Origin of the sequence: Nostoc sp. UCD121 (assembly GCF_014222285.1) — a bacterium.
Taxonomy (GTDB): domain Bacteria; phylum Cyanobacteriota; class Cyanobacteriia; order Cyanobacteriales; family Nostocaceae; genus Nostoc.
Map to the genome: position 1 here is coordinate 1 of NZ_JACKZS010000138.1, position 21,510 is coordinate 21,510.

General features: G+C 41.5%; 15 protein-coding genes. 9 read left to right on the plus strand and 6 right to left on the minus strand.

Features of this window, described 5'->3' with window-relative positions; all coding sequences use genetic code 11:
- Positions 1-3 precede the first annotated feature (3 nt).
- The gene (nifJ, locus tag GNF10_RS24505; protein ID WP_185592899.1) at positions 4-3,636 is read right to left on the minus strand and encodes a pyruvate:ferredoxin (flavodoxin) oxidoreductase; all 3,633 of its coding nucleotides are present in this window, start codon (positions 3,634-3,636) and stop codon (positions 4-6) included.
- Positions 3,637-4,077: 441 nt separating this feature from the next.
- On the opposite strand from nifJ, the gene GNF10_RS24510 reads away from it, so the two are divergent.
- On the plus strand, positions 4,078-4,401 hold the full coding sequence (locus GNF10_RS24510; protein WP_185584522.1) for a hypothetical protein: 324 nt from the start codon (positions 4,078-4,080) through the stop codon (positions 4,399-4,401).
- Positions 4,402-4,625: 224 nt separating this feature from the next.
- Here GNF10_RS24510 and GNF10_RS24515 read toward each other — a convergent pair whose 3' ends face one another.
- Together GNF10_RS24515 and GNF10_RS24520 are read right to left on the minus strand one after the other, a co-directional pair.
- Positions 4,626-5,345, minus strand: coding sequence for a DUF6875 domain-containing protein (locus GNF10_RS24515; protein WP_311774207.1), 720 nt, complete (start codon positions 5,343-5,345; stop codon positions 4,626-4,628).
- A gap of 1,066 nt (positions 5,346-6,411) precedes the next feature.
- Entirely contained in the window at positions 6,412-8,058 is a 1,647-nt protein-coding gene (locus GNF10_RS24520) for an alpha/beta hydrolase (RefSeq protein WP_185584524.1), read from the minus strand.
- A gap of 682 nt (positions 8,059-8,740) precedes the next feature.
- Between GNF10_RS24520 and GNF10_RS24525 the strand changes: the two genes are divergently transcribed.
- A complete protein-coding gene (locus GNF10_RS24525; protein ID WP_185584520.1) occupies positions 8,741-9,196 on the plus strand; it encodes a hypothetical protein in 456 nt (151 codons plus the stop codon).
- Positions 9,197-9,241: 45 nt separating this feature from the next.
- On the opposite strand, the gene GNF10_RS24530 is transcribed toward GNF10_RS24525, so the two are convergent.
- Positions 9,242-10,297 (minus strand): M28 family peptidase, encoded by a 1,056-nt coding sequence (locus GNF10_RS24530; RefSeq protein ID WP_185584518.1) that lies wholly within the window; start codon positions 10,295-10,297, stop codon positions 9,242-9,244.
- Positions 10,298-10,858: 561 nt separating this feature from the next.
- On the opposite strand from GNF10_RS24530, the gene GNF10_RS24535 reads away from it, so the two are divergent.
- The 3 genes from GNF10_RS24535 (at position 10,859) to GNF10_RS24545 (ending at position 14,333) form a co-directional block, all read left to right on the plus strand.
- Positions 10,859-12,076 carry a response regulator gene (locus tag GNF10_RS24535; RefSeq protein WP_185584516.1) on the plus strand — a complete coding sequence of 406 codons (1,218 nt, stop codon included), beginning with the start codon at positions 10,859-10,861 and terminating at the stop codon, positions 12,074-12,076.
- 333 nt (positions 12,077-12,409) lie between these two features.
- On the plus strand, positions 12,410-13,657 hold the full coding sequence (locus GNF10_RS24540) for a sulfite exporter TauE/SafE family protein (protein WP_185584514.1): 1,248 nt from the start codon (positions 12,410-12,412) through the stop codon (positions 13,655-13,657).
- Positions 13,632-14,333: a hypothetical protein gene (locus GNF10_RS24545; RefSeq protein ID WP_185584512.1), complete on the plus strand. Its 702-nt coding sequence runs from the start codon at positions 13,632-13,634 to the stop codon at positions 14,331-14,333. The genes GNF10_RS24540 and GNF10_RS24545 overlap by 26 nt, the downstream gene beginning before the upstream one ends.
- A gap of 161 nt (positions 14,334-14,494) precedes the next feature.
- Here GNF10_RS24545 and galE read toward each other — a convergent pair whose 3' ends face one another.
- Positions 14,495-15,493: a UDP-glucose 4-epimerase GalE gene (galE, locus tag GNF10_RS24550; RefSeq protein WP_185586295.1), complete on the minus strand. Its 999-nt coding sequence runs from the start codon at positions 15,491-15,493 to the stop codon at positions 14,495-14,497.
- A 380-nt stretch (positions 15,494-15,873) separates the two neighbouring features.
- On the opposite strand from galE, the gene GNF10_RS24555 reads away from it, so the two are divergent.
- Both GNF10_RS24555 and GNF10_RS24560 read left to right on the plus strand, forming a co-directional pair.
- On the plus strand, positions 15,874-16,527 hold the full coding sequence (locus GNF10_RS24555) for a hypothetical protein (RefSeq protein WP_185586296.1): 654 nt from the start codon (positions 15,874-15,876) through the stop codon (positions 16,525-16,527).
- 182 nt (positions 16,528-16,709) lie between these two features.
- Positions 16,710-18,461 carry an ABC transporter ATP-binding protein gene (locus GNF10_RS24560; RefSeq protein WP_185586297.1) on the plus strand — a complete coding sequence of 584 codons (1,752 nt, stop codon included), beginning with the start codon at positions 16,710-16,712 and terminating at the stop codon, positions 18,459-18,461.
- Positions 18,462-18,523: 62 nt separating this feature from the next.
- On the opposite strand, the gene GNF10_RS24565 is transcribed toward GNF10_RS24560, so the two are convergent.
- Positions 18,524-18,721 (minus strand): endonuclease, encoded by a 198-nt coding sequence (locus tag GNF10_RS24565; protein ID WP_185586299.1) that lies wholly within the window; start codon positions 18,719-18,721, stop codon positions 18,524-18,526.
- A 189-nt stretch (positions 18,722-18,910) separates the two neighbouring features.
- On the opposite strand from GNF10_RS24565, the gene GNF10_RS24570 reads away from it, so the two are divergent.
- Positions 18,911-19,525 carry a HupE/UreJ family protein gene (locus tag GNF10_RS24570; protein WP_260446173.1) on the plus strand — a complete coding sequence of 205 codons (615 nt, stop codon included), beginning with the start codon at positions 18,911-18,913 and terminating at the stop codon, positions 19,523-19,525.
- Between the two features lie 658 nt (positions 19,526-20,183).
- Positions 20,184-21,383: an ABC exporter membrane fusion protein gene (locus GNF10_RS24575; protein ID WP_185581499.1), complete on the plus strand. Its 1,200-nt coding sequence runs from the start codon at positions 20,184-20,186 to the stop codon at positions 21,381-21,383.
- Positions 21,384-21,510: the final 127 nt, after the last annotated feature.

Below are 21,510 nucleotides of genomic sequence, written 5' to 3' on the forward strand. Positions count from 1 at the left end.
CTCTTATGCTGTGGGAATATCACGCTTTGCCAAATATTGATACATCTGCCAACGTGCATCTACCTCAGCTTGCGCTTGTTTTAACAAATGTTTGGCTACGTCGGGTTTGCTCTTAGTGAGCATTTTGAAGCGATTTTCTTGATACATCGAATGTTCTACAGATTGCGTAGGCGAGCGCATATCCAATTGCAAAGGATTTTTACCCTGGTTAAGCAACTCTGGATTATGCCGATACAGCAACCAACGTCCTGATTCTACCAGAGTTTTTTGGTGATTCATCCCGGTAGTCATGTTAATACCGTGGGCGATGCAATGGCTGTAAGCAATAATTATTGATGGCCCATCATAAGCTTCTGCTTCCAAAAATGCTTTGAGAGTATGTTCATCTCTAGCACCAAGGGCTACACTCGCTACGTAGACATTCCCGTAGGTCATGGCAATCATGCCTAAGTCTTTCTTTGGTGCAGGCTTACCACTGGCGGCATATTTAGCAACTGCGGCTCGTGGCGTAGCTTTAGAAGATTGACCGCCTGTATTAGAATACACCTCTGTATCCATCACCAAAATGTTGACATTTCGACCACTTGCAATGACATGATCGATGCCGCCAAAATCAATGTCATAAGCCCAACCGTCACCACCAACAATCCAGACACTTTTTCTCACTAAATAATCTGCAAGGGATTTGAGATTTTGGATTTTGGATTTTAGATTGGGGTCGAGAGTTGCGATTTCATCTAACTTCTGCTGCAACAGTTCTATTCTTTCGCGCTGTTCCCAAATATCAGCCTCAGATTTTTGTTCAGCTTTCAGGATTGAATAGACAAGGTTTTCATCTATTTCACTCCCCAAATTTTGCAACAATTCCGCTGCAAACTCAGCTTGTTTGTCGAGGGAGAGACGGAAGCCAAAACCAAATTCGGCGTTATCCTCAAATAAATTATTTGACCACGCGGGGCCGCGTCCTTGGGCATTTGTTGTCCAAGGAGTTGTGGGGAGATTTCCACCATAAATTGAGGAGCAACCTGTTGCATTGGCGATGACGGCGCGATCGCCAAACAATTGTGTTAATAATTTCAAATAAGGTGTTTCACCACAACCTGCACAAGCACCAGAGAATTCAAATAAAGGTTCTTGCAGTTGTTGCTGGCGAATCTGGTTTAATTTTAGCGATCGCCTGTCAGGATTTGGCAAACTCAAGAAGAAATCCCAGTTTTTCCGCTCTTGCTCTTGCAATGGTAACTGCTTGGCCATGTTAATCGCTTTCAGCGATGGCTCAGATTTATTTTTAGCAGGACAAATATTTACACAAATCGTACATCCAGTGCAGTCTTCTGGGGCTACCTGAATGGTAAATTTTTGATTGGCAAAGTCTTTATCTTTTGCACCAGTTGACTTAAAGGTTTGTGGTGCATTGACTAACTCATCAGCTTGATAAGCCTTGGCACGGATGGCACTGTGGGGACAAACCATCACACACTTACCACACTGAACGCAGACATCCGGCTCCCACACAGGTATTTCTTCGGCAACGTTACGTTTTTCCCACTTGGCAGTACCTACAGGGAATGTGCCATCAATAGGTAGTGTGCTAACAGGTAAATCATCACCTTCCCAAATCATGATTTTGCCCAGAACTTCCCGGACAAATTCGGGAGCAGAGTCTAGCAATCTTGGGTTGTTGATTGTGGATTGTTGATTTTTGATTGTCTGTGGGACATCTACTTTATGCAAGTTGTCTAGAGTGTTGTCTACAGCTTGCAAGTTCATGCGGACAACTTCTACGCCTTTTTTACCATAGGTTTTTTCGATTGCTTGTTTGATTTTAGCGATCGCTTCTTCTTGCGGCAAGACACCAGCTAAGGCAAAGAAACAGACCTGCATAATGGTGTTAATTCTGCCACCCATGCCACTTTCACGAGCAACCTGGCTAGCATTGATTACGTATAACTTCAAATGCTTATCGATAATTTGCTGCTGTACCTTCAACGGCAAATTCTCCCAGACGGTATCTGCATTATATGGACTGTTAAGCAGCAAAGTTGCCCCAGGAATAGCAGCTTTCAAAATATCTATGCGTTCTAGAAATCCCCAATGATGACAACCAATAAAATTGGCTTGGTCAATCAAGTAGGTGGAGCGAATTGGCTCTTTGCCAAAACGTAGATGCGAAACTGTCATTGAGCCAGATTTCTTGGAATCAAAGACAAAGTAGCCTTGGGCGTAATTATCGGTTTCTTCACCAATAATCTTAATGGAGTTTTTATTAGCTCCAACAGTCCCATCTGAACCCAACCCATAGAACATCGCCCGAACAACATTATCCGATTCTGTAGAGAAGTTAGGGTCAAAGTTTAGAGAAGTATAAGTAACATCATCATTAATCCCAATAGTAAAGTGATTTTTTGGTTTAGCTTCGGCAAGGTTATCAAAAATACCCTTCACCATCGCCGGCGTAAATTCCTTAGAAGAAAGACCATAACGACCACCAATAATTTTAGGCAGAGGGGCAGGGGACAGGGGACAGGGGAGAAGATCCTCCCCCCTGCTCCCTGCTCCCTGCTCCCCTGCCTCTTCTCCCCACGCCTCATGGATAGCAGCCACAACATCCAAATACAAAGGTTCTCCGGCGCTACCTGCTTCTTTAGTGCGGTCGAGAACTGCGATCGCTTTGACGCTATTGGGCAATGCTGCAACAAACCTTTGCACATCAAAGGGGCGATAAAGCCGGACTTTTAGCACACCAAGTTTTTCACCACGGGTGTTAAGATAATCTACTGTTTCATGGACGGTTTCACAGCCTGAACCCATGAGAACAATGACCCGTTCGGCATCGTTAGCGCCGTAATATTCATAGATTTTATAATGCCTCCCCGTGCGTTCTCCAAATTGATCCATGATGCGCTGGACAATTTCTGGACAGGACTTGTAGTAAAGGTTAGCGCCTTCCCGTCCTTGGAAGTAGACATCAGGGTTTTGGGCAGTCCCTCGCAATACTGGACGATCTGGGGTGAGGGCACGACTGCGGTGGGCGAGTATGAGATGATCGTGGATGAGCGATCGCAAATCATCATCTGCAAGCAGTTTAACTTTCTGCACTTCATGGGAAGTACGGAAGCCATCAAAGAAGTGCATAAACGAGACTCGCGCCTCTAGGGTTGCAGCATGGGCGATGAGAGCAAAATCTTGACTTTCCTGTACCGAAGCAGAACACAGTAATGCAAAACCAGTAGCACGGGCTGCCATGACATCGCTATGATCACCAAAAATTGATAAAGCGTGGGTAGCCAAAGAACGCGCAGCAACGTGAACTACAGCACTAGTCAACTCACCAGCAATCTTGTAGAAGTTGGGGATCATCAACAATAATCCCTGAGATGCTGTGAAGGTAGTACTCAGGGAACCTGTTTGCAATGCCCCATGCACAGCACCAGCCGCTCCCCCTTCGCTTTGCATCTGCACGACACTGGGAATAGTACCCCAGAGGTTGGGACGACCTTCTGCTGACCAAGCATCTGCCCATTCACCCATTGCTGAAGAGGGGGTAATGGGATAAATGGCAATCACTTCATTTAGTTTGTAAGCAACACGGGCGACAGCTTCATTTCCATCAATGGTTGCAAAGGTTTTGTTCATAATATGATTTTTGTCCCCGTCTCTCAACTGCATTATCAGAACACGTAAATAGAAGAATTAAAAATAGCCAGAGTCAGGTAGGCATTGCCAAGCGAGCAGTTTCTTATGCGCTTTTCAGTTAACTTTAAATAAATACTGCATATATGAATATCTCATCTGAAATAGCGCATCTATTAATATGTCTTAATCATGTACTCAATAACCCAAGTATTGATTAGATAAGGCTTTGAGATAATTAATTCTTTTTTGTGGGGTATAGGTTCGGGAATATTTTTGTTTGCTAAATTCAAGCTGAACTGCGATCGCTCCATGTACCAATTGCTGTAAATCCTGACCTATTCACAAGCACAACAGAATGGGTTAGTGTGCCCTCAACGCATTGATACACTTTGGCAGGTATACTATACAGAGAAATTCCCAGATGAGAAAATCAAGAAAAATATGACACAAAAAATTATTTACGGAACAGTTAGTGATGATGGAACAAAACAGGTCGGTGAAGGATTTGAAGTTCAATCATCTGAACCAGGATTGTATGTAATTACGTTTTCACAACCTTTTGTGACTACTCCAGTTGTAGTTACCACTCTCAATGGTTGGGGAGCAGATAATCAAATTGTTGTTAAGGATACAGACCTCAACAAATTCCAAGTTTCTATATGGGATCTGGAAGTTAAACAACAATCTGGATCAACTTCTGCACAACTGGAAGTTAAGAAAGAAAAGTCGTCTTTTAATTTTATAGCGATCGGGGAAGGTAATTAACTTAAGGGTATTCCAAAGCATACAGAACTTTGCAAGTAAATGAGTACACTCCTCGATGCCTTGGGGAGGATAAGCGATCGCGCGAGTGGGCTACTCTTGTACCTTACAAACTTGAAATCTGCTCTAATTTATCTAGTAGGGTGTGTTAGCAACAGTGCAACACACCTTCCATTTATAAATCTCTATCCCTTCATGGGTAGAGTATTGATAATTCTGAATTTTAACTAATGCACCAAATTTTCTTGTTTAAGTTGCTCTTTGGCTAAAGCCAATGCTTGATGAGCATTTCTAAACTTTGTTTCATCCGTAAATTTGTTATCAAAACACTTTAAATAAGCTTCCAAATATCTAATACGTAAGCGTGGATCAGTCGGACTCAGAAGGAAGGGGAGGTCAGCTTCAACCATAAACCGTATAGCCAATAAGGGTATAGGGCTACGAAGTGGACGAAAATCTGGATTGTGCATACCAGGAGTTTCATTACGTTTATGAAATTCTCCTATCATCAGTCCTGACTCAACAAACAAAGGTTTAAGTTTTTGTTGGACACTATCTATTAATTTACAAGCGTCCTCTATATGAACATCAGGAAAAATAAGTAAAAAAGCTTTGTTTATTGCTAATTCCTGCTCTTTAACTTCCATTTTCAGAAAGATATCTTTATAGCTTCCAACAATCTCTTCTAGTTGTTCTGGATACAAATCTTTGGTACGAATAACTGCTAGACGAATACTGTTTGACTTGAGAGAGTGAGGTACAAAAGGGCAAACTGCACCGGGTCTTCCTAAGTTAGGATGAGGTCTTGCTAAAAAACTTTTCACCCACTCTATAGTTTTAAGTAAGTAAGGACGGTCTTCGTCTTCCTGGAGTTGTTCGATTTCAAGAATTGTATATAATTGCATCAGCTTAGGTGAAATAGAAGAATTTTTGAAATCTGAATCCAAATTATGTGCCTAAAACTAACTATTATCTAAGTAAACGAAACAAGCCTTAACTTTTTTATTTTTGGTTTATTTATACTTTGTAGCAAATAAAAATGCTAAGGCATTTTTGCGAGTCAAAAAAATTACACCAATTAATACACAAAGAGATTTTTACACAAAGCAATTTATGCCTATTGCTTCTTGGTATTTGAGCTAAAAGACATACATCATGTATTATCCAGTAGATGCTCTTATTTTTTTACACTCTTAAGCTTCCATGATTTTCAACAAAGATATTATAAAGTTTATATCCAAATAGTTATTTTTACTGTAAAAGTTTAGTTTTTCATTAACAGCCTAATATCAGCTTAGTGCTTTTATACACACAGGTTTTTTTGTCTCAATACTTTTTTTGCCGTTCCTACTTGGTGTCTTCGCTATGAGAAGGCATCATGACCGTTGCCGTATTATACCTCTTCATTACTTATACACTGAACACAAGAATCATGTTCTGTATCAACTGAAATATGCCATTTCAGATTTTTATTAATCATTTTCTGATGGTAAATACACCTGTACTGTAGGGGCAATATCCTTTGGGTTCTCGATTGGAGAACTCATAAAGCAGCTGCTTTGTATCTACATGAATCGCCCCCACACATTTTATGCTTTTTGACAATAACTGAAGCGTATTGATCTATATTTCGTCTTTCCTGTCCATGCGGAAGTCCTGCTATTCTTCATGAAAATGCGCTTAATTTAAACAAACCCTCATTTCTATGAAAGGCTTGTGCCAACGCGCTGCATCTCCCAGAGAAGGACGCAAAGGAAGAGAGCATTGAAGAATTTTTCAGTACAAATCTCCAGAGAATTTGTATAATTAGCTGCGACTGATTAAAGAGTAAGACAAGGCCAGTTACTAGAACTTTGGGAGCCAAGGTTCTAGTAACTGGCTCCCTTAAAGAACTAAATATTAGACATTTGGTGAAAATGAATGTAGAGACGTTGCAATGCAACGTCTCTACAAGGGTTTCAGGTAACGCATAATTAATTTCTGAAGATGTTTATTGGTTTAATTGCCAGCTCCTTATTTATCAGCAAATTCTTTCACTACTGCCATAGCATCAGAAGGAATCTGCGTAATTAAGCGAAATGGAAATGCTTTAGTCGAAGCAAACTGAGCATAATCTGGTGTCAGAAACACAGCGTAGTTTTTAGCTTGTGGTGTCATCTGTGCAGCAAACGCTAAAGTTATAGCTTTAAGGTACTTGCGAATATCTGCTGCTTGTTCGCCTACAACTTCACCGCCACTAATGGGTGTATTTGGTTGCCCGATCTGATCCATAGTTTTACTGGGGTCTTTTACACTCAGATGAGTACCCCCAACTATACCAACTAGCCATTTGGGGGATGGAATTTTGTCAAATCCCACAATCTGTTCAGTTAAAGCTGGGGTGGTTTTATCTGCGGAACCTGCTAACACTAGAGTCGGAATTTGCACCTTAGTTAACCCAGTTTCGCCATAAATCAGAGAAGTTGTAGGATTGAGAGCGATCGCCTGTTTTATTCTCGTATCCCGTAATTGATAGGTATTTTCTGGCAGTTCTTGGGCGATGCACTGCATAGCTTCTCCTAGACTTAAGATAGCCAAGTTCTTTTTGCAGCGTTGTTTGAGCCGTTCTAGTTGTAACTCTCCTCCCGCAAGTGTTAAAGCTGTACCACCACCAAAAGAATAACCAACAACCATCGCGTTTGTGGTCGCAAGTTTCCCTTGTAGGGAATGATTAGCTGTTTGGTTGAGCTTTTCTAATTCGTCGAGAATAAAACTAACATCTTGAGGGCGATTTAAAAACTCTTGAGGCTTCACAGGTCTGGTTTTGCCTTGTAATGCAGAATTAATATTATCCTCATTACTACCAGGATGTTCTAAAGCAGCTACTACATAACCGTGTGATGCTAAATGTTCTGCCAGGTAACGCAAGTCCGTGCGGACTGATCCTAAGCCGTGAGAGAAGACAATTAAGGGTTTATTGGCAGTTGCATCATTTGACCAGTAAATATCAACTGGAATTTTGCGATCGCGCTTTTGGTCATTCAGGCTTAAGTTGAGTATTTTTACTTGAGCCGTTCCGGGTTGGCTGGGATCAAAAGGGAAAGCAATCTGCGGTGTTGTCGAGTCGAGCCGGGGAGCAATGGCTAGCATAAATTGCTGGGTGCGCCAAAAAGCTGTATTCAAACTCCCTGCAACTATAAAAGCTTTTGGTAAATCAATTTCTAAGCGTTTACTCGGATAAGCAGCGATAAAACTCAATATAGACAGACCCTGCGGTGCAGTAGAGCCTAATACCAATCCTCCTCTCAGTGCTTGTATCCCAGCATTGTCCTTTCGGGCTAAGGCTGTAGCGAAGTCATTGAGAATAGTTGTGCCAATCTGAGTATTAAGCAACTTATTAATCGTGACAACGTTCATCGGTATATTCATACCTAGTGCCCCTAATAGAAAGCGGCGTTGTTGTTCAGATAATCCTTTAGTGTAAGGCTGCAAGCTCCGAGGCAATTCCCCTGTTTTGGCAGCATTTTGCAACTCAGTCAGGGATATAGATTCTGTAAATACACCCAAACGCACAACAACAGTGTCAGCCGCAATAGCCGAAGTATTTACCCCAAACTGTGTAAGTACAATTGCACTAAAGAAACCTGCAACTGTCTTAAGATTTTTCAAACTTCTTCCCATAAACATTTATACCAACTGCTACTTCGGGGAATATAACGAATATTTGTGTATTTGACTACCCCTTTAATCGCTCAGAAATCAAAGCCGATGTTTTCCTGAGCTTGATAAGAATCGCCCCGATCTGTTCAAAGCAATCAAAGCTCATCAAAAGTAACGAATTGTAGAATTCATCACAGCTAAAAATTTGAGCATGAATCAGTGTTAACAGCCACAAAAGTCTGATTGTTTCTCCGCTAGGTTTAATACTGTAACTAAACTATAGAACAGGCGAAGCGATGCCTGCGGCGGTAAACTACGCATCTCCAATTTGCACTTTTTGTCGGCTGATATCCTCATCAAATTTTAGATTTTGGATCTTGAATTATTAAATACAAATTTCTCTTAGTTACAAAAGTTTCAGCATTTCTATCGGTTTCAACAATGTCAAAATTTTGTTAGCAACAATCAAAAATCATTTATCGAGAGCAACTAGATTTATGTATGTGTTCATCTAGAAACTAAGGCTCAAAATTGAGTGAATGCAATTTTTTTAACAGCAAATTTTAAACGACCGCTTAATGTTTTTTCTTTGCCTTTTAGAAGGTGTTGCAGAGGTGTTGCAGGTCGATAGTCTTACTGCTGTAGCTGCACTATCATTACTCATTAAATTCTACTAGCCGCATCAACAATCTTTCTTGGCTTTATGCGTCGCAGACTCCGCTATATTTTAATTTTGTTACTCTCCCTGAGTATTATTACACTGTGGTGGCCTGTGAATGATTCTGATTGTAATTTCGGGGATCTTTTAGTATCAAAAACTAAAAAATTTCAAGTAAATGCTACTAAGGTTATTGTTCAGCCGTGGCGTGGTCGTCACCATGTATATGGAATCTTTATGATTCCTAATGAATACAAACAATCTCCATTTTTTGTAGTAACAGTCCAAGGAGCCGGTAGTTACTGTTCAAAACAATTTGGTTATAAAAAAAACTTTAATGGTGTCTTTGCTGAACCAGGAACTTATTTGGTACAGAAGTTTGTTAGAACTCGAACGGCTTTGCGGCTCATTTTCCAAGGTTTGTACTTCCAAATCAATGATAAACAGAACTGGACGTTGACTTTACCTGAACCAAATACTAGTACCGCTACGCCGAATTAGTACTTTGTTCTTTAAGTTACGAATTACGAAGTACAAACTATTCACTCAGCTTGGTGGTTGAGTTTGCAAAACCTCATTTTTATTTAACAAGTTACTAGTAGCATTGACCACAATCTGCGCTGCTCCTGTAAAAAACGATCGCTCGATAGTCGCTGGAACATCGCTAGGTTGATGATAGTGCGGAGTCCGTAAATTTGCTGTATCTGTCACTAGCACAGCGCCCACTCCCTGATACCAAAATGGTGCATGATCACTACGTAAAGTGTCTGGTGTCAGTAAACCTTTAAAAGGAATTGGTAGTATTAGGACTGGTGGCAAATTTGATTCCTGTTTATTCAGGACGCTTGAGGAGAGAATCTGTGAGCTTGGAAAGGCATTCAGTAAAGACAAATGTTCTGTATCACCAACCACTGCCAAAAAGTCGCCCTTATCGCTAGGTGGGGTAACGGGCAAACCCGCCGGGTATTTCTGACACCCAACAGTGTAACAAGCATAACCAACCATATCCATAACGATCGCTCCGTCTAAATTTTGCAAGCGTGCTGTCTTACTCACAAAAGCCTGACTACCCAAAAGCCCTGCTTCCTCTTGGTCAAAAAAAGCTAGCTGTAACGTCCGTGGCGTGGGACGAGAACCAAGTAACCGCGCAACTTCTAGCACTACAGCTACACCACTAGCGTTATCATCAGCACCGGGAGATAAGGCAACAGTGTCGTAATGCGCTGCTACGAGAATTGCTTTAGCGGCTTTGTTAGTTCCTATACGTTCAGCAAAAATATTTACACCCTCAGAGAACTTTTCCAATTTGGGCTTCCAGCCGAATTTTTTCAGTTCAGTTGTGATATAAGTGCGAGTGAGCGATCGCTCTTTTGTCGTGTAACGCTGAAAATTTAACTTTTGGATATGGTTTAATAGCTTATCAGTAGACACTTGTAGGGGATCATCAACTTTTTTTAACTCTAGTTGTGGTTGCGGCGTTTCCACAGGAATGCTTTCAACAATTCCTGGTGAGGGACGCTGTTCAAAAAGCGTGTTACCTCTGCTACCCAACACAGCAACAGTCACTAACAGCAACAGCATTAGCCAAATCCATTTTTTCATGTGATTTATCCTTTGCTCATTCAATTTGTATTAATATCAATTTCTGTTTGAAGATCCGCCTATAAGACTGATGCAAAACTACAGGCTATAGGGGCAATTCATAAATCGCCACTACATAAACAAAGCGTAGGCTCACATAAAATCTTTATATTGTTTAAGTTTAATTATCTATGATCCAAGTTGTTGGTTGTCTGGGGTGTCCATATAATTCAAGAGCGGATCAAGATAGGATTTTATCTGCTAAAACTATAATGGCGTTAGGTTATATTGGTTGAGATAATACTGGTAAATTGCCTCCAAAGTTTGATTCTAAAATAATTAAAACTTATATTTACTGTGCGAGGGTAAGTAAGTACTTAGATCGAGCCTTGAATTCCTTCCATATTGTTTATCAGTATCAAAGAAAGTTCAGAGATATCGAAAAAATAAATGCCCAGATGTTTCAAATAAATTTTTAACCAAACTCCGATATTTTGGCGTTTTCGCCCGGAGTACAAAAGCTAGCTCATAGCATTTTATTATTTTTATATACTTCCAAATTTATTTGAGAAAAATCAGCTTATGAACATAGACAGTATTTTGTCAAACACTCAGACAACAGAGATAGTTCGGATTCTGGTTGTTGAGGATGAATATATCCTGGCTATGAATTTACAAGAAACTTTAGAATTGCTAGGATACACTGTTTTAGATATTGCTGATTCCGCAGAAACAGCAATTGAAAAAACTGCTGAATTACTCCCAAACTTGGTTTTGATGGATATCCAGTTGCAGGGTGAGATGGACGGTATTCATGCGGCGGAACTAATCTGGAATCGTTTTCAAATCCCTATTGTCTACATTACTGGACATTCTGACAAAAGCACGGTGGATCGGGCTAAATTGACATTTGCTTTTGGTTACATTCTCAAACCTATCAAAGAACAACAACTTTATGTTGCTATTCAAACAGCACTCAATTGCTATCAACGAGAGCAATTATCACAATTGCAACGGCTAAACCAGTTTAAAGAGGATTTTTTAGCAACCACCTCTCATGAAATGAAAATGCCATTAAAGAATATCAAAATGACAATCTCCGTGCTAGAAAATATTCTTGAGCGAGAAGGAATTTTCAATTCAGAATTACTTTCTCCATTTGAGTCTGTAGCTGGCTACCTAACTATTCTGCGTCAACAGTGTGAAGAAGGGCTAGATTTGGTGAACAATCTGCTATCTATGCAAATGGTTGATACAGATGTCTATCCATTAGAATTAAGATCATTTCAACTTCAAGAGTGGCTCCCCCATTTAGCCTTATATTTCCGAGAACGCGCTCGCTCTCAGCAACAGATTTTCCAAGTTAGTATCCCTCAAAACTTACCACCGATAGTTACCGACTTAGCTCTTCTGTCCAAAATTGTCTCAGAGTTACTCAACAACGCTTGCAAATATTCCCCTCCCGATGAAGAGATTCAATTAACTGCTGATATCATCTACCTGAAAAAAGATTTCATTAATGAAGATGCTCAATCTGAGATAGAAATTGATTCTCAAGTCCCCTTCTTTGAAATTAGAATTAGCAATTCTGGTGTAATAATCCCTAAAAAAGATCAATCTAGAATCTTTGATCCATTTTACCGGATTCCTGACAACGATTTCTGGAAAAATGGCGGGACAGGATTGGGCTTGGCATTAGTTAAGAAGCTTGTAGAATATCTCCAAGGCACAATAGAATTTACCAGTACTCAAGGTTGGACAAGATTCACAGTTATACTACCACTAAGCCTGTCAAAATAATTTATACAGCAGATTTAAATTTTGTGAGGTCAAAATAATACCCCGTTCACACTTTCGCCTACTTTACTCAATAAATTGGGGATAGCTGGGCATAGTGTACTTTATTTATTTGTAAAATTATTTTTATAAATGTTTACACGCAAACTTTTTTACTTTTTTATATAATGTCAAGTTTGACAACTTGTCTTTTGACAGCGATCGCAACTTTATGTAAAGTGCCGCACTAGAGGAGTGCTGAGTACTAAGTAAAGAAGAAAAAGAATTTCTTATTACTTATTCAAAATCTTTATTCTGGCACTCAGAACTCATGACTCAGAACTCAGGACTTTTTTTATGGTAGATTTGTTGCTGATCTCAATCCTGGGGTTCCTGGGGAGTTTTGGGCACTGTTTTGGGATGTGTGGCCCTTTAACAGTGGCATTTTCCCTGTCTCATCAGCCGAAAGGGACATCACCCTTAGAAAAGCCGAATACTTGGCGACAACAATTAAAATTTCATCTTTTGCTAAACCTGGGGCGGATGTTGAGCTATGCTCTAGTCGGTGCTGGCATTGGGGCGTTAGGTTCTGTATTGCTGCAAAGTGGACAGCTAGCGGGTATTGGCAGCGACTTTCGGCACTGGATGGCAATTTTGACTGGTGTGATGCTGATTTGGTTTGGCTTAGGACAAGTAAAACCCGATTTGCTCCCGCGTATTCCTGTGTTACATCCCCTATTACAAGGTAGGCTACACGATCGCCTCAGCACAGGAATGGTTAAGCTTTCCTTTAAAACCAAATGGTGGACACCAATACTTTTGGGGATGACTTGGGGTTTAATGCCCTGTGGCTTCCTGTATGCTGCCCAAATCAAAGCCGTTGAAACTGGCAATTTATGGATGGGTGGGGCAACCATGCTGGCTTTTGGATTGGGAACCCTGCCCACTATGCTAGGTGTAGGCATCTCCACATCGTTGGTAAGTAAAGACAAGCGCAGTCAGTTATTTCGATTAGGCGGTTGGGTGACACTCATCATTGGCATCATTACCCTGTTACGGACTGGGGACACAATGGTGGATTACACCGGACATGCTGCTTTATTCTGCTTAATATTGGCGTTAATTGCGCGTCCTATTAGTGGGTTGTGGGCTTCACCATTGCGTTATCGCCGCGCCTTGGGGGTGGGATCTTTTGTGCTTTCTGTGGTTCACACCTTCCACATGATAGAACACTCATTGCAATGGAATTTTGCCGCCTTTTCTTTTATGCCGCCAGAATTTCAGTGGGGTATGGCTGCGGGTGCTGTAGCATTGGTATTAATGTCCCCCGCCGCTTTAACGAGTTGGGAATCGTTGCAGAAATCTTTGGGCAAGCGTTGGCGACAGATTCATCTATTGGGTGTGCCAGCCTTGCTCTTGAGTGCTATTCATGCTGTGTTGATTGGTTCCCATTATCTGGGTTCCTTGCAATCAACTTGGGGAAATAACTTAGCGGCAGTACTGATGGGAATTATTACCCTCAGTGTCTTACTAGTGCGTTCGCGTTTTTTTTGGTCAAAGTTAGCCGTAGAAAAGTTTTATGTCCCCCCAACAAAATCGCGGTAAATTATCCTTGTACTCTGGCTCAATCCCAACGAGTCAAAAACAGAGGCATCACCTACTCAAAGCCATTTTTTGGAAGAGTCAAGGAGCAATAAAGTATTTATTATTCCTGAGTTTCTTAGTTATACCAGTCACTAATCCTTACCCTGCATCTGCTCATAAGGTGGAAGTTTCTGGAGATGTTGGTGGCACCCTCCACATTGAGCCTAATGATAATCCTCGGGCTGGAGAACCCTCCCAAGTCTGGTTTGCGCTTACTCGCAGAGGCGGAAGGGTTATTCCCCTGTCACAGTGTAATTGTCGGTTGGCTGTTTACGCTGAACCTTATGCAACCGGAGAGCCTGCACTGCTAGAACCACGGTTAGAAGCTGTAGCAGCTGAACGTTATCAAGGTATTCCAGGTACAGAAATTACCTTTCCTAAACCAGGTATTTATGAGTTGCAACTAAATGGTAAACCAGTCTCTGGGGCAAGATTCAAACCTTTTAAGTTCAAATTTGAAGTTACTGTAGCAGGCGGTTCTACACAAAACACACAAATTCAGCGAGATGTCAATGGTGATTTAGTAGAGGGTGAATCTCAGAAATTACCAATTTGGGCGATCGCACTGCCAATCTTCGGATTTATCGGCATCTTAGTTGTAGTACTGCGAAACATGAGAGGAGGGAGTGGGGAGTAGGGAGTAGGGAGTAGGGAGTAGGAGACAGGGGAGGCAGAGGGACAAGGTGACAAAAGTTTAGAACTTACAACAAGTCTTTCCCCTTGTCCCCAATTCTCCTTGTCACCAAGTCTTCTTTCCCATTTCCCATTCCCCATTCCCCCTTCCCCATTCCCCATTCCCTACTTATGTCGCTTTTGATGCCACTGCCACGCATGAGCGACAATATCTTCGATGGATGGATACTGAGGTTGCCAGCCTAAGATTGTTCTGGCTTTCTCGCTGGTGCCAATAAGAATTGGGGGATCTCCGGGACGGCGATCGCGTTCTTCTACTGGTATCGAAGTTCCTGTAACTTGTTCGGCGGCTGCAATTACTTCTCTGACAGAGAAGCCGCTACCATTACCCAAATTAAAAACTTCGCTATCGCCACCTTTTAATAAATATTCCAATCCCAAAATATGGGCATCTGCTAAGTCGTTAACATGAATATAATCACGAATACAAGTACCATCGGGCGTGGGGTAATCGGTGCCGAAAATTGAGATGGATTCTCGTTTGCCTAAAGCTGTCATCAGCACCAAAGGAATCAAATGGGTTTCTGGGTTGTGATCCTCGCCGAGTAAGCCATTGGGATTAGCACCAGCAGCATTAAAATAGCGGAAACGCACTGATTGAAAACCATAAGCAACATCAAAATCAGAAAGAATCCGCTCTACCATCAACTTTGTAGCGCCATAAGGATTAATCGGATTTTGGGGATGGTTTTCTGGAATCGGTACAAATTCTGGCACGCCGTAGGTAGCACAGGTAGAAGAAAAGACAAATTTCTTTACAGATGCTGTCAGCATCGCCTCTAACAGGGTCAAAGTACCAACAACGTTATTGCGGTAGTATTTAGCCGGGTCAGTTACTGATTCTCCTACGTAGGCGTAGGCAGAAAAGTGCATCACAGCAGCAATATCGCGGGTTTTAAATAGGTGATCTAGCAAGGCGCGATCGCCTGTATCCCCTACTACCAGTTCTACCTGTAAAATCTTTTCTACCAGGTCACGATGCCCATAGACCAGATTATCAAGGATGACAATGTTATAACCCGCTTGCTTTAAAGCTAGCACCGTATGAGAACCAATGTATCCAGCTCCCCCTGTTACCAAAATGGTAGGCTTTCCAGACGACATAGTTTTTCCTTTTAAGTGGATTACTCAATTAATTTAGTTTACCGGTGCCACATTACTCTTCTGGAAAATTATAAATAATAGACGCAGTGTTAAAAATTTGAACTAAAATCACTACGACGGTAGTCTTTGGGTGTGAGGTTTGAAGTATTTTAAGTCAAACAGTACGATTACAATTTGACAATAAAATAAATCCATTTCCCGAAACCTCTAGGTTGACCCTTATGGGTGACGCTTCTAGCGTCGCGGCTAAGAAGTCACTAGTTGTTTTATACAGGGAAACCATGCAGGACAGTTCCTCCTGGGGCATGAAAACCCCTAGTCAAGTGGACTGTCTTATCACCACACTGGCTCACCGCACCAGAAAATTTGAGAGTTAATCTATGTTTCTATTGCTAAGCCGGGTACTGCTGTGGCTGCTGATTGGCACTATCGTATATTCTTTGTTCCAGCGATTTTATCCCTCTGGAACTTTTGTAGGGCGATTAATCTTAGTCGTTATCTTAGTAATCGTAGCCCTTTCATTTCTTAACCCCAGTGAACCAGCTGTGGCATCTTTGTGGAGAATGCTATCTTTTCCACTCAAGCCTCTGGGGGCCTCTGTTTTACTGATGATTTTGGCTGCTCAAAAAATTAAAGGAGGTGGAATCGAAAAACCAGGAGGATACTTGATAGGTTGGGCACTGACGATTTTGCTGTTGGCAAGTACACCAGCAGTAGCCTATTTCCTCTATAGGGCACCTCTAGCAATGACAGGTGACACATCTGTAGCATCTGCTGCACCAACATCTGGGACACTGGTGGCATTATTGCAACCAAACACCACAGCAAACATCTCAGATGTAAAGGGAGATAGCATTATTTCTTATAATCTGAGAGTGCCTCCCTACCTATTACAAGGAAATCCTCAAGATATTCGCACACGCGGTTTACGACTTGAAGACTTTGTACCAAATTCGGAAACGTTGCAATTGACAACAAGAACTTGGGAAAGTTATCTCGCTGAAGTTTACAGGTTCATGCGTGTTCAACGGTAATAAAGTAAAAAAAAGGGATAAAGGGTAAAGGGTAAAGGGTAAAGGGCAAAGGGCAAAGGGTTGAATTAGTTAGCCACCGTCCCCAAATAGGTTTTTCCCTTCCCCATTCCCCATTCCCTGTACATAGCTGCCTGCTTGGGCTAGCAGTTAATCTAGGATGATAAAGTTGCAAAATTGCTTTAATGGCAAAATCTCGACGAATCGCTAAACTCAGTGCTTATCTACGACCCCATTGGCGGGAAGCGTCATTAGGCATTCTCGCTTTGTTGTCTGTCAATGCACTGGGCGTTTATATCCCTTGGTTGATTCGTGCTGGTGTTGATAAACTCTCAACAACTTTCAACTGGAACGAAATACTACATTATGTAGTAATTATTGTCTTACTCAGTTCGGCGATGTGGCTAATGCGGATGGCATCACGCATTTGGCTATTTGGTGTGGGTCGTCAGGTGGAATTTGACCTGAAACAACGGATTTTTGAACACTTACTCAAGCTGGAGCCGGCTTATTTTGCCAGTAATACTGCTGGCGATTTGATTAATCGGGCAACCAGTGATGTGGACAATATCAAACGGTTATTGGGTTTTGCCGTTTTGAGTTTGGCAAATACGGTGTTTGCCTACGCCCTGACACTGCCAGTAATGCTAGCGATTAGTGTGGATCTGACGCTAGCGTCTCTGGCAGTTTACCCTTTTATGCTCTTGTTGGTGAGTCTGTTTAGCGATCGCTTACGCAAACAACAAGCAGCAGTCCAGGAGCAACTCTCTGAAATCAGCGAACTCATCCAGGAGGATATTAGTGGCATTGCCTTAATTAAAATTTATGCCCAAGAAGCAAACGAGCGTCGAGCCTTCTCCAAGAAAAATCAGCAGTTACTGACTGCTAACTTGGAACTGGCAAAACTCCGAAATACCCTGTTTCCGCTAATTGGTGGGCTAGCTAATGTGAGTTCGCTGGTAATTATCTGGCTCGGGGCAGCGCGGATGTCTTCTGGGGCACTTCAGGTTGGCGACTTTTTAGCACTGTTAATTTATGTAGAGCGTCTAGTTTTCCCCACAGCCCTTTTAGGATTCACAATTACTGCCTACCAACGAGGTGAAGTTAGTATAGATCGCCTGGAATCTATTCTCTCTGTCACACCGAAAATTCAAGATGCAGCCGATGTCATACATCTACAAGCAGCTGAACTTAAAGGGGAAGTGACAGCGAAAAATCTCACCTACAGTTACCCTGGTTCTTCTACTCCAGCTTTAGAAAACGTTAACTTTACTATTGCTCCTGGAGAAACCGTGGCCATTGTTGGGGCAATTGGTTCGGGAAAATCCACTTTGGCGAATGCTTTACCGCGCTTGTTGGATATTGAATCAGGACAATTGTTTTTAGATGGGCTGGATATTACTAAAATAGCTTTGGCAGATTTACGAGGTGCGATCGCTTACGTTCCTCAAGATAGTTTTCTATTTAGCACTACAATCAAAAATAATATCCGCTATGGCGATCCAATTAGCGAACAAGAGCAGATAGAATCTGTTGCTAAACTTGCCAAAATTGAATCAGAAATTAACAGTTTTCCTCAGCAATATGAAACTCTTGTTGGTGAACGCGGTATTACTCTTTCTGGTGGTCAACGACAACGTACTGCCTTAGCTAGAGCTATGCTGGTCAATGCGCCAGTGTTAATTTTGGATGATGCTCTCTCTAGTGTGGATAATCAAACAGCCACGCAAATCCTCAAAAATCTCTCCAGTGGTACTGAACGCAAAACAGTAATTTTCATTACCCATCAATTATCTGCTGCGGCTGCGGCTGACAGAATTTTTGTGATGGAAAAGGGAAAAATTGTTCAGATAGGCAATCACTTAGAACTATTGCAACAACAGGGTTTATACAGAACTTTGTGGAGCCAGCATCAAGTTGAGGAATTATTGCATTAGAGTTTTGACCGAAAAGCATATTTTATTGTTTATTGGGTAGCACAGTTGTGCTACCCAAATCTTTAGGGATTACAGTATGCCCGTTCAGCTAATGTGACATCTAGCACGAATGGATTGTCATTACCTTGAAATTTGGCGATCGCATGACTGCGTTCTATTTCAGTAATATCCGGTACGTCTTGCTGATTCCATTTACACAAAGTCTGACGCTGATTCTGAAAGTAATTTTGGTCTACCTTCTCAGCCTGATTCCGATAGATAGTGTAAAAGTAGAACGCTGGCTTTGGATAACTTCATGAAGCTAGTACAAAGTGGTGTAATTACCACGTTAGTTTTTTGGGATAGACGGGTAGTATAAATTACCGAAAAAACTAATTTGGCATATAGTGATGTTCAAAAGGAAATTATCAGAATTCCGTGCTTCACAGGAATTTTACACCTCGAAGTTAATGGATCACCATATTGGAGCGATCGCAGCCTTAATTTTGATTAGCTTACTGAGTTCATTGAGTGGAACGCCAGATAGTCATACCATCACTACCTGGTGGGAAGGCTTTCTCTGGGGATTGGCAGATCCAGTAATTGCCTTAGATTGTTTAGTGGGGATTGTTGCTATTGGCTTACTGTCATCTATGTTTGTTCGTGGCGCTGCGATCGCTGGATATTTTGTCTTAGCAGCAATTTTGGGCATTGTAATTCATCTATTCCAGCTAAATTTCCCAGGCATAGAAATAGCGATCGCTATTTCTACCATCCTTTTTAGTACTATGCTGATGATGCCAAATCAACCAAACTTTGTAGTACTTGCTCTGATGGGCATCAGTGCTGGTTTATTTCAGGGTTACACTGTTGCTGAGTCTATTATTGGGGCAGAAATGCTCCCACTGATTGCCTATATAGTAGGTATGAGCTTGACTCTGTTCGTGGTTGCCATGAGTGCCAGAGAAATTGGTGGTGCAATGGGTATGGGAGAAATAAACCGAACTCTACCCTGGAAAATTAGCATTGCTGGCTTCGCTTTCTGTGCGATCGGCATCGTATTTTTGAGCAATTCGATCAGCTAAATCAAATATTTCAATTCAGTGGAATACATTTATTTATGGGGCGTACACTTAGCTGTGCGCCCTTATTATGTGGATAGATATTTAGAAGCTATATCTAAATAAAAGCTTATGACACCTGAAAAAATTGCGGATACGCTAACAGAATTAATTTATAAAAATAACTTTTAACAGTGAAAATATATCACAAAAAATTATAAAAATATCAAATCTAAAGAGATTTTTTAGGAATTAAAGATTATTAATTTATCATGACAAAAAACATTTGTTTTTGGCTTAATCTGCCTCTGATTGTTGGCACTGTTACAACCCGCAATTTGGAAACCGATTACTATACCTAAGTACTTTCCAAAAAGAAAACTAGCTCATCATTAACATAAGGCTCTTATACCATTTCACAAAATGACTGATACAAATGATTTTTCTCTAGTTTTGTCATCCTGATCTCCTGATGGCTATTTGTATCAACCTTAAAGTGAAATGGTATTAATACTGGAGAGTGATTTATTATCGTATACAGAAAATCGTAGCAAATTGATAAATTGTCAACAATTTTCATTTCTTATGAACTTTGAATCGATAAATTAACAACAACTAACAGAAGTAAGGATAAAAACTTAATCTATTTAGTTTTTCTGCGCCACTAGTTAAGAGGTAATCTATGGTGCGAAACTCAAAGCTAGGGTACAGAACGTTCCCTAAGTCTATTCTGCGTCCATCTGTTGCTATAAGTATAATTGCATCTTTATTGGTTGGCGGAATAAGTTTTTATATAGTAAAACGCTGGCAAAATTATGCAAATCCAGAAACACAAGTGCCAGCAGCACAATTGCCACAGTTAAAAACGGTAACAGCTTTAGGGCGAATTGAACCACAGGGAAAGGTAATAAAACTCTCTGCTGCGGTATCTGCTGAAGGAAGCCGGGTAGAAAAGTTGTTAGTAAAGGAGGGGGATTGGGTAAAAGCGGGACAATTGATTGCAATTTTGAATAGCCGCGATCGCTTGCAGGCAGAATTAAAAGAGGCAGAGGAACAGGTAAAAGTAGCAGAGGCAAACCTAAACCGCACCCAAGCAGGTGCTAAACGTGGTGAAATTGCCGCTCAAAAAGCTGCGATCGCTCGCTTAGAAGCAGAACGCCAAGGTGATATTAATACTCAAGCAGCGACAATTGAGCGATTCCAAGCCGAAGTGCAGAATGCCCAAGCAGAAGACGAACGTTATCAGCAACTATATCAACAGGGTGCAATTTCTGCCTCCCAACGAGATAGTAAGCGTTTAAACCTGGAAACCGCCCAAAAAAGCCTGCAAGAAGCACAAGCACAGTTAAATCGTACCCAATCAACTAGCCAGCAACAAGTAAAACAGGCCACGGCAACCCTTGAGGAAATTGCTGAGGTACGAGGAGTAGATGTAGAAGCTGCCCAAGCAGAAATCAATCGGGCTGTAGCAGCCATGAATCTGGCAAAAGTCAATCTAAAACAGGCCCAAGTGCGATCGCCCCAAACTGGACAAGTATTCGAGATTCACACCCATCCTGGCGAATTAGTATCAAATGATGGCATTGCTGATATAGGACAAACTAGCCAAATGTATGTCATAGCCGAAGTCTATGAAAGCGATATCGGCAAAGTTCATTCAGGGCAACAAGTACGAATATTTGGCGATTATCTCCCCATTGAATTGCAGGGAATCGTAGATCGCAAAGGTTTGCAAGTGCGACGGCAAAATGTCATTAACACAGATCCCGTCAGCAATATCGACAACCGAGTAGTAGAAGTTTATATCCGACTAGATGAAGTTTCCAGTCGAAAAGCTGCCAGCTTAACCAATATGCAAGTTAAGGCAGTAATTGAATTGTGAATTGGGCATAGGGAATTGGGAATGGGTATTTTCCTTGTCCCCTTGTCTCCTCTGCTCCCCCCCCCCCCCCCCCCCCCCCCTCTAATCTCTGGTTCATTCTACTACTGCCCACACGCAACCCCCTTGG